Origin of the sequence: Skermanella pratensis, assembly GCF_008843145.1 — a bacterium.
GTDB classification, from domain to species: domain Bacteria; phylum Pseudomonadota; class Alphaproteobacteria; order Azospirillales; family Azospirillaceae; genus Skermanella; species Skermanella pratensis.
Window position 1 is genome coordinate 1724620 of the sequence record NZ_CP030265.1, and the last position, 14002, is coordinate 1738621.

The following is a 14002-nucleotide window of genomic DNA, read 5'->3' on the forward strand; positions in this document are numbered from 1 at the left end:
CAATTGGTTAAGATGCCATTAGCCCAAATGCCTATTTCCAGCTTGACCTGAACGCGGAGTTGCGGCTTCCTGCTCCATTAGAATTACCTCTGGTGGAGAAATGCGTATTCTGGTGACCGGCGGGGCCGGGTTCGTCGGGTCGAACCTTGCGGCCTTCTTCAAGCGCGACATGCCCGATGCCGATGTCGTGGCGCTCGACAACCTGCGCCGCCGCGGCAGCGAACTGGCGCTGCCCCGGCTGAGGGCGGCCGGGGTCGAGTTCAGGCACGGCGATGTCCGCAACCCCGAGGATCTGGCCGAGGCCGGCGATTTCGACCTGATGCTGGAATGTTCGGCCGAGCCGTCGGTCCACGCCGGCTACGGCGCTTCCCCGGCCTATGTCGTCAACACGAACCTGATGGGCACGGTCAATTGCCTGGAGGCGGTGCGCCGGTGCGGTGCCGCGCTGGTCTTCCTGTCCACCAGCAGGGTCTACCCGATCGCCGGGCTCCGGGGCCTGCCGCTTCAGGCGGTCGGCAAGCGTCTCGCGCCGGCCATCGGCGCGGCGGGACCGGGCTGGTCGGAAGCCGGCATCACCACCGCCTTCCCGATGGCCGGCAGCCGGTCGATCTACGGGGCGACCAAGCTGGCGTCCGAACTCCTGATCGAGGAGTACGGCGCGATGTACGGGCTGCGCGCGGTGGTCAACCGGTGCGGCGTGCTGACCGGCCCGTGGCAGATGGGCAAGGTGGACCAGGGCTTCGTGGTCCTGTGGGCGGCCCGGCACCTGTTCGGCGGATCGCTGGCCTATATGGGATTCGACGGAACCGGGGCGCAGGTGCGGGACATCCTGCACGTCGCCGACCTGTACGACCTGATCCGGCTGCAGGTGGACCGGATCGGCGACCATGCCGGCCGGACCTACAATGTCGGGGGCGGGGCGGGGACGAGCGTTTCACTGGCGGAATTGACGGACCTCTGCGTGCGCCGCTGCCAGCGCGTCGTCGAGATCGGCCGCGATCCGGAAACCCGCGCGGCCGACATTCCCTACTACGTCACGGACAATGCCGCGGTGACCGCGGCGACCGGCTGGAAGCCGACCCGCGGTGTTGAGACGATCGTCGGGGATATCTTCGGCTGGCTGGAAGCCCATGGCGCCGAGGTTCAGCCAATCCTGCGCTGAGACCGCCCGAAGCGCATTCGAGGCGCATTTAACCTTTCGTTATTCGTTACCTCCTACTTTTGGCCGATCCGGCATAGCGACCCATTGCCGCAGGAGGAGAAGCCCCCATGAAGGTCCTATTCAGCAATCCGCCCTGGTGGCTGGAGCAGGTCACGGTCAGCCAGAACGGGACTTCCCGCGACATGTGCCTCGCCGGCATCGGCGCCGGGTCGCGCTGGCCGCACACGATCCACACCTATTCGACGCCGGACAATTTCGTCTTCGGCGGCTACCTGCCGTATCCGTTCTTCATGGGATACGCCTCGACCTATGCCGCGCGGGCGACCGGGGCGGAGGTGGTGATGCGCGACAGCCTGGCGCTCCGCGAGAGCTATGCCAGCTATTTCAATCATCTGCGCGAAGCCGGCTACCGCTACATCTTCATCGAATCGGCCTCGCCGAGCTGGGACCATGACGGCCAGATCATCCTCGGGATCAAGAAGGTGGTGCCGGAGGCCCGGATCGTCGTGACCGGCCCGATCTCCTCCAAGGGCAAGGAGATCATGGAGAACTTCCCGGTCCATGCGGTGATCAAGGGCGAGTACGAGAAGGGGTCGGTCAGGGTCCTGGAAGGGGAGGAGGGCGTGATCGAGCACGACCTGCTGACCCTAGAGGAAATGAACAACGCCCCGTTCCCCTACTACGACGAGGTGATCGCCCACCGCTACTGGGACGACAACCCGCGCGGCCAGACCGCACCCCATGCCCAGGTCTGGTCGAGCCGGGGATGCCCCTTCAAGTGCATCTTCTGCGTCTGGCCGGCGACCATGACCGGCAACGATCCGGACGGCACCTCCAAGCGCACGGTGCGCCACTATTCGCCCGACTACATGGAAGCATTCCTGTCCGAGCTGGTCGGCAGGTATGGCTACAGCTCGATCTATTTCGACGACGACACCTTCAACATCGGCAACGCCCATGTGCTGAAGATGTCGGAGGTCATGTCGAAGATCGGCCGGCCCTGGTCGGCCATGTGCCGGGCCGACACCTCCCGCATGGAGAGCTGGAAGGTGATGCGGGATTCCGGCTGCTACGGGGTCAAGCTGGGTTTCGAATCCGGCAACCAGTGGGTCGTGGACAATATCGTCAACAAGCACCTGGACCTGGAATACGCGACCAAGGTGGTCCACGAGATCAAGCGCCTGGGCATGACCTGCCACGGCACCTTCACCTACGGCCTGCCGGGCGAGACCAAGGAGCAGATGCTGGACACCAAGCGGTTCCTCGCCTCGCTGCCGCTCGACACCTGGCAGGAATCCGGCTGCGCCGCGATCGAGGGCACGCCCCTGTCCAACCTGGAGGAGGAGAAGGTCCAGAAGGTCTTCCCCGGCGCCGTCGCCGACGACAACTACGTGGTCGAGGCGGACGGCGCCAAGAAATGGCGCGAGCTGGCGTTCAGCCTGGCGAATTCCTGACCCGGGAGGGAGGGGGCGCGACGCGGAAGAGGCGGGGATGGGGCCAGCGACCTCGAGTCGCTTTCGCCGGGCGATCGTTTCCGCTAGGTATGCGCGTCCTTTCCGGTTTCCAGGCCCTCGTCATCCGCCATGCCAAACGGCCCTCTCTCGCTCTACCGCTCCCACCGGGGTACCGGCACCCTGAAGGCCGATGCCGCGCAGGAATACGCGGCCCAGAGGCTTCAGTCGCTGTACCAGGGCCTGAAGGACTACAAGCCCGCCATGGGCAGGGTCGGCTGGCGCGCCCGCTTCGGGCTGACGCGGCGGCCCGACCCCGCACCGCAGGGCCTGTACATCTATGGCGACGTCGGCCGCGGCAAGTCCATGCTGATGGACCTGTTCTTCGAGACGGCGCCGGTGGAACGGAAGCGCCGGGTCCATTTCCACGCCTTCATGATCGAGGTGCACGACCGCATGCACCGGCAGCGCCAAGCCTCGAAGGAGGAGGGCGGCTCCGGCGGCAAGAGCGTGGACGAGACGATCCCCGACCTGGCGAAGGCGCTCGCCGACGAGGCGTGGCTGCTGTGCTTCGACGAGTTCCACGTCACCGACATCGCCGACGCGATGATCCTGGGGCGGTTGTTCACGGCGCTGTTCGATCTCGGCGTCGTGGTCGTCGCGACGTCCAACTGGCCGCCGGACGACCTCTACAAGGACGGCCTTCAGCGCGACCTGTTCCTGCCGTTCATCCGGCTGCTGAAGGAGAAGGTGGACATCGTCGAGCTGACCGGCCCGACCGACTACCGTCGGGACCGGCTCAAGGGCGGCAAGGTCTATCACTGCCCCTACGGCCCGGCGACCGACCGGACGCTGGCGGAGCTGTTCGACAGCCTGACCGAGGGCGCCGTCGCGGCCCATTGCAGCCTGACCACCCAGGGCCGCAAGGTGGATGTCCCCAAGGCGGCCAAGGGCGTCGCCTTCTTCAGCTTCCACGAGCTGTGCGCCCGGCCGCTCGGCGCTGGCGACTACCTCGCGATCGCGACCCACTTCCACACCGTCATCATCGACCGGGTGCCGAAGCTGAAGGAGGCGCAGCGGAACGAGGCCAAGCGCTTCATGACGCTGATCGACTCGCTGTACGAGCACAAGGTCAAGACCATCATCGCCGCCGCCGGCCCGCCGGAAAGCCTGTACAGCGAGGGCACCCACGCCTTCGAGTTCCAGCGCACGGTCAGCCGACTGATGGAGATGCAGGCCGAGGATTACCTGGCGCTGGACCACCTCACCTGAACGGCCCGGTCACTGGCTGCGATCGACCGTCTGCGTCGTCGCCGGGCGCTCCATCAAGGGTTGGATCACGGATGCCAGCGACTTCAGCAGCTGCGAGGGCAGGGCGCTGGTGAACTTGTAGCGGGCGGCTTCCGGCCCGGCGACATGGGCGGTGATGGTGCCGAAGAAGCGGTCGCCGATGAAGAACACGAAGGTCGCGGTTCGGGCCATGACCCGGTCGGCGTAGCGGTGGTCGCCGGTGCCGGTCTTGCCGCCGATGGGCAGCGCCTGGCCGTCCGGGGCCGTGAAGGCGCCGCGCACGCGGCGCGCGGTGCCGTTCTCCACCACGTCCTGCAGGGCGCGCCGGACGGTCGCGGTGATCTCCGGCGCCAGCACCCGCTCGCCGGGCTTCTGGTCGAAGCCGAGGACCGCCTCATAGGGGGTTCCGGTCGCGAAATGAAGGCGTTCGACCCGCAGCGTCGGGACGCGGATGCCGTCGGACACGATTATCCCCATCAGGTCGGCCAGGGCGCCGGGACGGTCGGCGGAGCTGCCGATCGCGGTCGCGTAGGAAGGCGTCAGGCTGTCGAACGGATAGCCCAGCCGCTTCCAGGACTTGTGGATGCGCTGGAACGCCTCGGCTTCGAGAAGGATGCGGATGCGGGTGTCCTGGGCATGCTTGCGGCTGGTCTTGAACAGCCAGGCATAGGTCTCCTGCCGCTGGTCGGCGCTGGCCTGGAGCACTTCGCTGCGCTTCGCCTCGGGATGGTGCTGCAGATGCTCGACCAGCCAGAGCTGGAGCGGATGGACCCCGGTGATGTAGCCCCGGTCGGCCAGGATCCACTTGTCCTTGGCGTATTTGTCGAACAGGCGTTCGATCACCTGGTCGGTCAGTTCGCCCTTGGGCAGGCGCTCGCGCATGAAGCGGGTGAACTCGGCGAGGCTGGCCTTGGGCCGCACCGACAGGAAGGCGGTCGCGAGGCGGTGCGGAACCGGACGCACCCGCGTCGCCAGGAGCGCCAGCGCCTCGTCCGGTGTCTTGCCGCGGTAATCCGTGTAGAACCGGTTGAGGAAATAGCTGCCCTCCTTGTCGGCGAACTGCTCCAGATAGGCTTGGCGCGCCGGGTTGGACGGATCGGTCAGGAGCGTCCCCCCGGCATCCTCGGCACCCTCGGCGACATAGTACTGGACGATGTCCCGCATCATGCGGATGAAGGGCAGGTTGATCGAGCTGCGCAGCGACTCGGTGACGGTCGGGATCGAGCCGTTGTCCTTGTCGTCGAAGTTGACGAAGCTGTGGACGCCGCCGCCGGTGAAGAACCTCTCGCCGGGGTTGGCGGAATAGCGCCGCTCCATGGCCGCGGCCAGCAGGGTGGCGAGGCTGCGGTCGGCCGCGTCGGAAAGGTGTGTCGAGACCCAGCGCGTCAGGTTGTCGGGCGCGTCCAGCGACACCGAGCGGAGCTGCTGGCGGGGCAGGTGGCCGTAGCGGCCATGCAGTTCGGAAATGATCTCCAGGTAGGTGATCAGCGTCCGCAGCTTGGCGGTCGAGCCCAGGTCGAGCTTGGCGCCTTCGTTGATGTCGAGCGGCCGGTCCAGGTTGTCGGCCTGGATGCGGACATAGTTGGCATTGGGCCCGCGCTCGTACAGCATCACGCTGTAGATCACCTTGTGCAGGTCGTTCTTGCCGGAATCCAGCAGGCGGAAACCCGCCATTCCCAGCGTTTCGATGAAGCCGGGCTCGTTCAGCTTGGACAGCACCTCCACCATGCGCTGCTGGGTCGGCCCGTCCAGGCTGGTTTCCGCCGTCAGGTCGTAGCGGTCGAGCTGGTACAGGCTCGGGACGTTCAGCATGCCGAGCAGGCGGGTCCGGATCGCGTTCGCCGCCTTCTGTTCCACGAACGAAACGGGTGGCGGAAGCGGTGCATCGTTCCGGAAGCGCAACTTGATATCGAGCGCCGCGTCGCGCAGGTCTTCGGAGATCGTGCCCTGGGACGCCAGCAGCCGCAGGTGGCTGTCGGCCAGATCGTTCAGCGAGTTGCGGTCGGCGATCAGGTAGTGGGTCGGCCGGCGCTGGGCCAGCAGCAGGCTCAGCACCTGCTTGTAGATCTCCGCCTGGCGCAGCCGTTCCAAGCTGTTGCGGGGCGTCTGCGTCAGGATCGCGTTGGCGTCCTTGAAGTCGGTGCCGTACCAGGCCCACAGGCCGTCGCCCAGCCCGTTGACCTCGCCGAAGCCCAGGCGGGCGGTCAGCGGCGTGGAGTTCAGGTAGTCGACGACGATGCGCCGCCGGGCGAAGGTGGTGTCCTGGCCGTCCAGATAGGCCCGCACGCTGGCCGAGACCATCTGGCGCAGCTTCTCGGTCGCTCCCGAGGTCTGGCCGTCGGGAGAGTGGCGGTACTTCTCGATCTGGGTCGCCAGCGTGCTGCCGCCGGGGATGCGCATGCCGGGATTGAGCCACTGGGCCGGCAGCCCCAGGATGGCGAGCGCGAAGCGGTCCCACTCGACCGCGGGGTTCCGCTTCGGGTAGGTCGGGTCGAGCAGTTCCCGGTTCTCGATGAACAGCAGGGTGCCGACCACCAGCGGCGGCACGGAGTCGAAATCATCGTAGACCCGCTCCGGATAGCGCGCCGTGTACAGGATCGACCCGTTGCGGTCCTTCAGGGTCAGCCCGGCGCGGGTCTTCTCGCGGAACACCGCGAAGCCGCCGTACTCGACGAAGTCGGCCAGCTCGGGCGAGGTCCGGGCCTGCTGCTCGATCCGGAAACCGTTGCCGGTGAGCGCCTTGATGGCCTTCGGGATCTCGGTATAGCCGAGCCGCTCGTTATAGGGACCCTGGGTCGGGTACTTGATCAGGGTGCTGGCGCCCGGCTCGGCCTGATAAGTCAGCTTCTCGCCGTACTTGGTCAGAACCCCCGCCTGAAGCCAGGAGGTTCGCATCTCCTGGTAGCCGACCCAGCCGGTGCCCGTGGCCGCGGCGACCAGCACTCCACAGATCAGCCAGCGCTCCCAACCGAAGCGACGCATCAAGGCATGCCTTCCCGAAACAATATTGGCACCGGTCCGAAACGATCGCCGGATCGGCTTTATCAAAGGCTAGGCTGGCGTGGTTAACAAACTGTTTTCAGCGGTACTTCCACTACCGAAAAGGTTAAGTGTCCCCATTATGTGACACCTGAAGGATGAGACCTCCAAACAGTCGTCGGACAACTTCCGGAAGTTAATGAACGGCATTTTAGATAAACCGACTCACTTCGTTGGACTCACCGCGAAAGCCCGAAGTCTCTTCGGCGGCACTCCCGGACAATACAGCCATAGAGTGCGGAATCATGTGAATGCGTTCATACCCGAACCACCGATGTTCAGGCATGATGGTCCTCAGTTGCCCGTCGGCAGCAAGCGGGAGCGATCTCAGATCAGCCGGGACCGTGACCCGGCTTCTCCGTCAAAGGAGACCCCGGATTGGACTTGGCTCCACCGTCCGTAGACACTGCCCTGGCCGCGGGCGGTGGAGCCTCGTCGATCGGGCGGCGCGACCGCGGATACGCCGGTCAGCGGTCCGGCTTACCCAGAACCGCCTCCAGCGAGGAAATGAAGGCACGGACCTTGGGCGGCACCAGCCGGGGGCTCGGTCGAGCGGCTGCGGCGCGGCGCTCCGCTCAACCGCTACGACCGTCCGACCTTCTACGGCGGCGACGCGCGCGGAAGCCTGAGCGCGGACCGCTCGCCCCAAACGCAACTCCAGGGCGGTTCCGGCGGTTCTTCCTGATCCGGGCCGAGTGCCCGGATCAAGCAAGGACTCGTCGTCAAGGACTCAAATGGCCGGAACTGCTCCACCCCGCTGGTTTCATCCCTGGTCGGCGCCGACCGCGCCACGCTCCGCTGGGCGCTGTCGGCGAATGGACCGATCGCGTCCAATCGCCGGACCGCCGCCTGGGCGACGCGGGCCGGCGCCGCGTACCGCCGGCCGTTCGTGGCGCTGGAGAAGTGGAGGCTGCGCCGCCGCCTGGCGGAGGCCCCGCCCATGGCGCCGCCGGTCTTCATCGTCGGGCACTGGCGCAGCGGCACGACCCATCTTTACAACGTCCTCAGCCGGTCGCCCCAGTGGGGCTGGGTGCCGCCCTTCGCCGCGGCGCTGCCGTGGGATTTCCTCGGCATCGTCGGCCCGATCCGGACGATTCTGGAAGAACACCTGCCGAGCGACCGGCTGATCGACAACATCCCCGTCACGCCCGACTCGCCGCAGGAAGACGAACTGCCGCTGGCCCTGATGACCAGTATTTCCTATTACCACGGACTGTTCTTTCCAAGCCGGTTCGAGGAGCATTTCAACCGCGGCATCTTCTTCGACGGCTGCACGGAGGAGGAGATCGCGCAGTGGCGAGCCGCCTTCGGGTACTTTCTGGGCAAGGTGGCCCTGATCCGGCCGGGCCTTCCGCTGCTGCTGAAGAACCCGGTGCACTCCGCCCGCATCCCCCTGCTCCGCGCGATGTGGCCGGATGCCAAGTTCATCCATATCCACCGCAACCCGTTCGTGGTCTATCCCTCGACGCGCCGGACCTTCGCCACACTGCTGAACAGCTTCGCACTGCAGGACCCGTCCCGGGTGGACCTGGACCGGATCGTGCTGGACCTCTATCCGCGGCTGATGGACAGGCTGCTGGCCGACGCCGCGGCCTTGCCCGGAACCCACTACGCCGAGATCCGCTTCGAGGATTTCGAGCGGCAGCCGATCGCGGAACTGGAGCGGGTCTACGGCAGTCTCGGACTGCCGGGCTGGCCCGAAGCGGAGCGGCATTTCCAGGTCTATCTCGACGGTATCCGAGGTTACGCCAAGAACCGCCACCGGCACCCGCCCGACGAGGTGGACCGGGTCGGCCGGCACTGGGGCGCCCTGATCGACCGCTGGGGCTACGCGCCGCCCGCCGGGTAGGGGTAGAGATGATCTACACGATCGAGAAGGCGCTTTTCCGGCCGGCCGGCGCTATCGTCCCGTCTCCTGAACAACATCGGGCGACCGCCAATGACCGATTCCCTGCTTCGCCTCCATTCGGAAACCGTCCGGCCGGAATGGATCGACTACAACGGCCACATGAACGTCGCCTACTACGTGCTGGCGTTCGACCACGCGACCGACCGCCTGCTCGACCATGCTGGCCTGGGGGCGGCCTATGTGAAGGCGGAAAACCGGTCGGTCTTCGTGCTGGAGATGCACGTGACTTACGAACGGGAGGTCAGGCAGGGGGACCCGCTGGCCTTCGCCACCCGCATCCTCGGCGTCGACGGGAAGCGGGTCCACCTGATGCACGCCATGCATCACGGGACGGAGGGATGGCTGGCGGCAACCAACGAACTGGTGCTGATGCATGTCGATCTGGATGCCCGGCGCTCTTGTCCCCTGCCGGATGCGGCGCGCCTGCTGCTGGACGAGGTGCGGGCCGCCCAGTCAGGCATTCCGTCGCCGCCGCAGGTCGGCCGCGTGATCAGCCTCGGGACGCGCAAGCCGGATCGCCCTTCCGAGTGAAATCGTTCGTACGATCGCCTTAATCCGAGATTAGTTTGGCTTCCGCGTTGGTGTGACCTATCTAGGGCATCATGAAGCGTACCATCTCCGCCGTGCTCGCGGCAGCCCTCCTCGCCATTTCCACTTCCAGCGCCCTTGCCGACTGCACCGATCCGGCGGCGCCGGATGTCAATTGGCGGCGGTGCTATCTGGACAGCCGGGATCTCCGCAAGGTCAACCTGCAGGGTGCCATGCTGCGCGATGCCGGCTTCACGAGGGCAAAACTGGACGATGCCAACCTGACCGGCGTGGATGCCTATCGCGCCAAGTTCTTCAGTGCGAGCCTGACCGGAGCCACGTTGGACGAGGCCAGGCTGATCGAGGCCGACCTTACGCGGGCCATCATGACCGGAGCCTCTCTGGTGAACGCCGACCTGCGCAACGCCCGCTTCATCGACGCCAACCTGCGTAACGTCGACTTGACGGGCGCGCGGGTCCAAGGGACGGTCTTCCGCAACGCCGATCTGACCGGAGCGACCTGGGTGGACGGCAGGGTCTGCGTCGACCCGTCGATCGGGCAGTGCAACTGAGTCCGGTATCCTTCCTCGCGTAGTATCGCCGCTTGCAAGTTCCTAGACCTTAGGTCATAGCCTACGCCCGAAGTTCAGGTTCTGGCGGAGAGGGCGGCAGCATGGAGCAGGCGACCAAGTGGGCCGATCTTGCAATGGCGCGGATGGTCGCCGAATCGCTGCCGCCCACGCCCCAGCATTTCGCCATCTGGTACAGCTATTTCAGCGGCGATCTGCCGGATCTGACCCGCGCCCTGGACAAGCTGGCGGAGAACGGGCAGGTTCTCACGGCCGAGCGCATGGCGGAACTCCACGGCAAGTTCTTCAGTTTCGACCACGAGAAGCATGCCATCCGGGAGGCGGGCGCCCGGATCCAGGGGGCGCTGGGTCATCTCCTGGACCTGCTGCGCGCGTCCGGCGCCGACAGCGATCGTTACGGCAAGGCGCTCCAGCATTTCGGCGAGCGCGTGGAAGTGCGGGAGCTGGAGCAGCTCAGCGCGTTGGTCGATGCGATCGCGGCGGAAACCCAGCTGATGACCGAGCATAACCGCAGGCTGCACAGCCAATTGCAGTCCTCCAGCAGTCAGATGGACGAGTTGCGCCGCAACCTTGACGTCGTCCGCCAGGAAGCGATCACCGACTCGCTTACCGGACTGTTCAACCGTCGCCTGTTCGACGCGTCCCTGGGCGAGGCCGTCGCCCGGGCTGCCCAGGACGGTCGTCCGCTGAGCCTGCTGATGACCGACATCGACCATTTCAAGCGGTTCAACGACGCCCACGGCCACACGATCGGGGATCATGTGCTGGCGCTGGTCGCGCGCACGGTCAAGGAGTCCATCAGGGCGACCGACACGGCGGTCCGTTACGGCGGCGAGGAGTTCGCCGTGATCCTGCCCGACAGCCGGATGGCCGATGCCGTCAGGATCGGCGAGCAGATCCGGAAATCAGTCGCCTCCAAAAAACTGGTCAACCGGTCCAGGAACGTGACGCTGGGCACCATCACCCTGTCGGTCGGCGTCGCCCAGCTGGCCCGCGGCGAGTCCCCGGCGGACCTGATCAAGCGGGCCGACGCCGCGCTCTACGACGCCAAGCAGTCCGGACGAAACCGGGTCGCGGCAAAGGAGGCGCGGGGTACGGAAGCGGGGCAGGGCGGCTAGGCCGCTCCCCCGAAAGGCGGTGGGGCGCCGGTCAGGCCGGCTTGCGGGGCTTGGCGCCGCGGTTGTTGATCGCTCCCAGCAGCCCGGTCGCCGGGGGCGCGCTCGGCCGGGGCGCGCGAAGCTTGGGCAGCTTCATGGTGCTGCTGGCTTCCAGGGCCGCGTCCGTGGCGTCGTCCGCGATCCGGCGCCGGACGTCGGGTTCCAGAGTCGCGAAGGCGCGCGACGCGAAGTCCATGCCGATCTGGGACCGCGTCTGCTGAACCTGGCGCAACGCCTTGGAAACCAGGGTGCATTCCAGGGAGGTCATCCCGCTGAAACGATCCAGAACGTCGGCGAGGATCCCGATGGCTTGAATCGTATGGTCGTCATCGAGGCGCAAGGACGGCATGGGCGACTCCGGTCAACAATCGCTATCTTCTAACATGGGGTACCGGGTCCGGTCGAGGGCAACCCACCCCTTTTGAGCGTTCGGCGTACGATTGTCATCGGGGCCGCCCCAGATCATGTCAGGGACGTTCAACAAGTCCTTAAACTCGGGACCGCCGGCGGAGTATAGTCCCGCCCATGTCCGATCCATTCCACTATGACGATCCGCTGAACGACGCCGTTCCGGCGGTCCCACCGGCGACGGCCCCGGCCGCTCGACGCTATCCCTATTTCGACGGCCTGAACGAGGTTCAGCGCGAGGCGGTCGAGACGCTGGACGGTCCCGTGCTGGTGCTGGCCGGGGCCGGCACCGGCAAGACCCGCGTTCTGACGACCCGGCTGGCCCACCTGCTGATGACCCGGCGGGCGTCGCCGTTCCAGCTGCTGGCCGTGACCTTCACCAACAAGGCCGCCCGCGAGATGCGCGAGCGGGTCGGCGCGCTGATCGGCGCCCCGACCGAGGGCTGGTGGATGGGCACCTTCCACGCGCTCGCCGCGCGCATCCTGCGCCGGCACGCCGAGCTGGTGGGGCTGAAGAGCAACTTCACCATCCTGGACAGCGACGACCAGATCCGGCTGGTCAAGCAGCTGCTCAAGGCCGAGAACATCGACGACAAGAAGTGGCCGGCGCGCGCCGTGCTCAGCGTGATCGAGCGGTGGAAGGACCGGGCCCTCACGCCGGACAAGCTGAAGCCCCAGGATGGCGGCGACATGGCGGGGGGCCGCGTGGTCCAGCTCTACCGGACCTACCAGGAGCGGCTGCAGAGCTTGAACGCCTGCGATTTCGGCGACCTGCTGCTGCACAACATCACCCTGTTCCAGGCGAATCCCGAGGTGCTGGCGGAATACCAGCAGCGCTTCCGCTACCTGCTGGTCGACGAGTACCAGGACACCAACGTCGCCCAATACCTGTGGCTGCGGCTTCTGGCCCAGAAGCACAAGAACATCTGCTGCGTCGGCGACGACGATCAATCAATCTATGGTTGGAGAGGGGCGGAGGTCGGCAACATCCTGAGGTTCGAGAACGACTTTCCCGGCGCGAAGGTGATCCGGCTGGAGCAGAACTACCGCTCGACCGGCCACATCCTGGCCGCGGCGGCAGGCGTCATCTCGAACAACCAGGGACGGCTGGGCAAGACGCTGTGGACGCGGTCCGACCATGGCGACCGCGTCAAGGTCAGGGCATTGTGGGACGGCGAGGAAGAGGCCCGCTGGATCGGCGAGGAGATCGAGGCGCTTCAGCGCGCCAAGGTGCCGCTGAGCCAGATCGCGGTCCTGGTCCGCGCCGGCTTCCAGACCCGCGAGTTCGAGGAGCGCTTCATCACGCTGGGCATGCCCTACCGCGTCATCGGCGGACCGCGCTTCTACGAGCGGCAGGAGATCCGCGACGCGATGGCCTATCTGCGCATCGTCGTCCAGCCGGACGACGACCTGGCGTTCGAGCGGATCATCAACGTGCCCAAGCGCGGCGTCGGCCCCGCGACCATCCAGCAGCTCTACCAGCTCGCCCGCGCGCGGGGCATCCCGCTGACCGAGGCGACCTGGCAGCTTGTCCAGACCGACGAGCTGAAGCCGAAGATGCGGACGACGCTGCGCAACCTGATGACCGACTTCGACCGCTGGCGGACCCACGGGGCCGCCATTCCCCATACCGACCTGGCCCAGATGCTGCTGGACGAGTCGGGCTACACCGACATGTGGAAGGTGGACAAGACGCCCGAGGCGCCCGGCCGGCTGGAGAACCTGAAGGAACTGGTCGCCGCCATGGGCGAGTTCGAGAACCTCGCCGGGTTCATGGAGCATGTCAGCCTGGTCATGGACAATGCCGAGGCCAGCGGCACCGAGACGGTCAGCGTGATGACCCTGCATGGGGCCAAGGGGCTGGAGTTCGACTATGTGTTCCTGCCCGGCTGGGAGGACGGCCTGTTCCCCAGCCAGCGCTCCATGGACGATACCGGCATCGCCGGCCTGGAGGAGGAGCGCAGGCTGGCCTATGTCGGGTTGACGCGCGCCCGGCGGCGCGCCCATGTCAGCCATGCCGCCAACCGTCGGATGCACGGTTCCTGGGTCACGGCGATCCCTTCGCGCTTCGTCGGCGAACTGCCCGAACAGCATATCGAGACCGACGCGGCCCCCGGCCTGTCCGCGGCGCCGGCACCCGCATTCGGCGGAGGAGGCGGGTTCGGGAGCGGCTTCGGCGGAGGCTTCCGCGGCTTCGGCGGCGGTTTCGCCTCCAGGCCGCAGCGGCAGCCTCCGGGTCCCCGCACGGGTCCGGTGATCGAGGGAAGCGCCTTCGAGGTGTCGCCCCGGAAGCGGCCGGACCAGCCGCTGAAGCGGGGCATGCGGGTGTTCCACCAGAAGTTCGGCTATGGCACCGTGCAGGCGGTCGATGGCGACAAGCTGGAGATCGACTTCGAGCAGGCCGGCGTCAAGAAGGTGCTGGACAGCTTCGTCGTCCCCGCCGAAAAGGCAGGCTGAGGCGTTCGGCG

General features: G+C 66.6%; 10 protein-coding genes. 8 read left to right on the forward strand and 2 right to left on the reverse strand.

From position 1 onward, the window contains the following. Positions 1-100: 100 nt before the first annotated feature. The 3 genes from DPR14_RS07810 to zapE all read left to right on the forward strand — a co-directional run bounded on the left by DPR14_RS07810 (position 101) and on the right by zapE (position 3885). Complete coding sequence (locus tag DPR14_RS07810; RefSeq protein WP_158044644.1) at positions 101-1162, forward strand: NAD-dependent epimerase/dehydratase family protein; 1062 nt, start codon at positions 101-103, stop codon at positions 1160-1162. Between the two features lie 107 nt (positions 1163-1269). Next, positions 1270-2616 (forward strand): B12-binding domain-containing radical SAM protein, encoded by a 1347-nt coding sequence (locus DPR14_RS07815; RefSeq protein ID WP_158044645.1) that lies wholly within the window; start codon positions 1270-1272, stop codon positions 2614-2616. A gap of 129 nt (positions 2617-2745) precedes the next feature. Next, positions 2746-3885 carry a cell division protein ZapE gene (gene zapE, locus DPR14_RS07820; RefSeq protein WP_158044646.1) on the forward strand — a complete coding sequence of 380 codons (1140 nt, stop codon included), beginning with the start codon at positions 2746-2748 and terminating at the stop codon, positions 3883-3885. Between the two features lie 9 nt (positions 3886-3894). Here zapE and DPR14_RS07825 read toward each other — a convergent pair whose 3' ends face one another. Further along, the gene (locus tag DPR14_RS07825) at positions 3895-6885 is read right to left on the reverse strand and encodes a transglycosylase domain-containing protein (protein WP_158044647.1); all 2991 of its coding nucleotides are present in this window, start codon (positions 6883-6885) and stop codon (positions 3895-3897) included. Between the two features lie 997 nt (positions 6886-7882). Here DPR14_RS07825 and DPR14_RS07830 point away from each other — a divergent pair. From DPR14_RS07830 to DPR14_RS07845, 4 genes are all read left to right on the forward strand, one after another. Then, positions 7883-8791 carry a sulfotransferase family protein gene (locus DPR14_RS07830; RefSeq protein WP_246148990.1) on the forward strand — a complete coding sequence of 303 codons (909 nt, stop codon included), beginning with the start codon at positions 7883-7885 and terminating at the stop codon, positions 8789-8791. 90 nt (positions 8792-8881) lie between these two features. Next, positions 8882-9382: a thioesterase family protein gene (locus DPR14_RS07835; RefSeq protein ID WP_158044649.1), complete on the forward strand. Its 501-nt coding sequence runs from the start codon at positions 8882-8884 to the stop codon at positions 9380-9382. 71 nt (positions 9383-9453) lie between these two features. Next, complete coding sequence (locus tag DPR14_RS07840; RefSeq protein ID WP_158044650.1) at positions 9454-9951, forward strand: pentapeptide repeat-containing protein; 498 nt, start codon at positions 9454-9456, stop codon at positions 9949-9951. Between the two features lie 101 nt (positions 9952-10052). After that, positions 10053-11087, forward strand: coding sequence for a diguanylate cyclase (locus tag DPR14_RS07845; protein ID WP_158044651.1), 1035 nt, complete (start codon positions 10053-10055; stop codon positions 11085-11087). A gap of 31 nt (positions 11088-11118) precedes the next feature. Here DPR14_RS07845 and DPR14_RS07850 read toward each other — a convergent pair whose 3' ends face one another. Beyond that, the gene (locus DPR14_RS07850; RefSeq protein ID WP_158044652.1) at positions 11119-11475 is read right to left on the reverse strand and encodes a hypothetical protein; all 357 of its coding nucleotides are present in this window, start codon (positions 11473-11475) and stop codon (positions 11119-11121) included. A gap of 176 nt (positions 11476-11651) precedes the next feature. Between DPR14_RS07850 and DPR14_RS07855 the strand changes: the two genes are divergently transcribed. After that, positions 11652-13991 carry a UvrD-helicase domain-containing protein gene (locus tag DPR14_RS07855; protein WP_158044653.1) on the forward strand — a complete coding sequence of 780 codons (2340 nt, stop codon included), beginning with the start codon at positions 11652-11654 and terminating at the stop codon, positions 13989-13991. The last annotated feature ends 11 nt before the right edge of the window (positions 13992-14002 follow it).

Bases quoted from the DNA above. Each gene is read 5' to 3' on its own strand.
- DPR14_RS07810 (WP_158044644.1), top strand. From the start codon at position 101: ATGCGTATTCTGGTGACCGGCGGGGCCGGGTTCGTCGGGTCGAACCTT.
- DPR14_RS07815 (WP_158044645.1), top strand. From the start codon at position 1,270: ATGAAGGTCCTATTCAGCAATCCGCCCTGGTGGCTGGAGCAGGTCACG.
- zapE (WP_158044646.1), top strand. From the start codon at position 2,746: ATGCCAAACGGCCCTCTCTCGCTCTACCGCTCCCACCGGGGTACCGGC.
- DPR14_RS07825 (WP_158044647.1), bottom strand. From the start codon at position 6,885: ATGCGTCGCTTCGGTTGGGAGCGCTGGCTGATCTGTGGAGTGCTGGTC.
- DPR14_RS07830 (WP_246148990.1), top strand. From the start codon at position 7,883: ATGGCGCCGCCGGTCTTCATCGTCGGGCACTGGCGCAGCGGCACGACC.
- DPR14_RS07835 (WP_158044649.1), top strand. From the start codon at position 8,882: ATGACCGATTCCCTGCTTCGCCTCCATTCGGAAACCGTCCGGCCGGAA.
- DPR14_RS07840 (WP_158044650.1), top strand. From the start codon at position 9,454: ATGAAGCGTACCATCTCCGCCGTGCTCGCGGCAGCCCTCCTCGCCATT.
- DPR14_RS07845 (WP_158044651.1), top strand. From the start codon at position 10,053: ATGGAGCAGGCGACCAAGTGGGCCGATCTTGCAATGGCGCGGATGGTC.
- DPR14_RS07850 (WP_158044652.1), bottom strand. From the start codon at position 11,475: ATGCCGTCCTTGCGCCTCGATGACGACCATACGATTCAAGCCATCGGG.
- DPR14_RS07855 (WP_158044653.1), top strand. From the start codon at position 11,652: ATGTCCGATCCATTCCACTATGACGATCCGCTGAACGACGCCGTTCCG.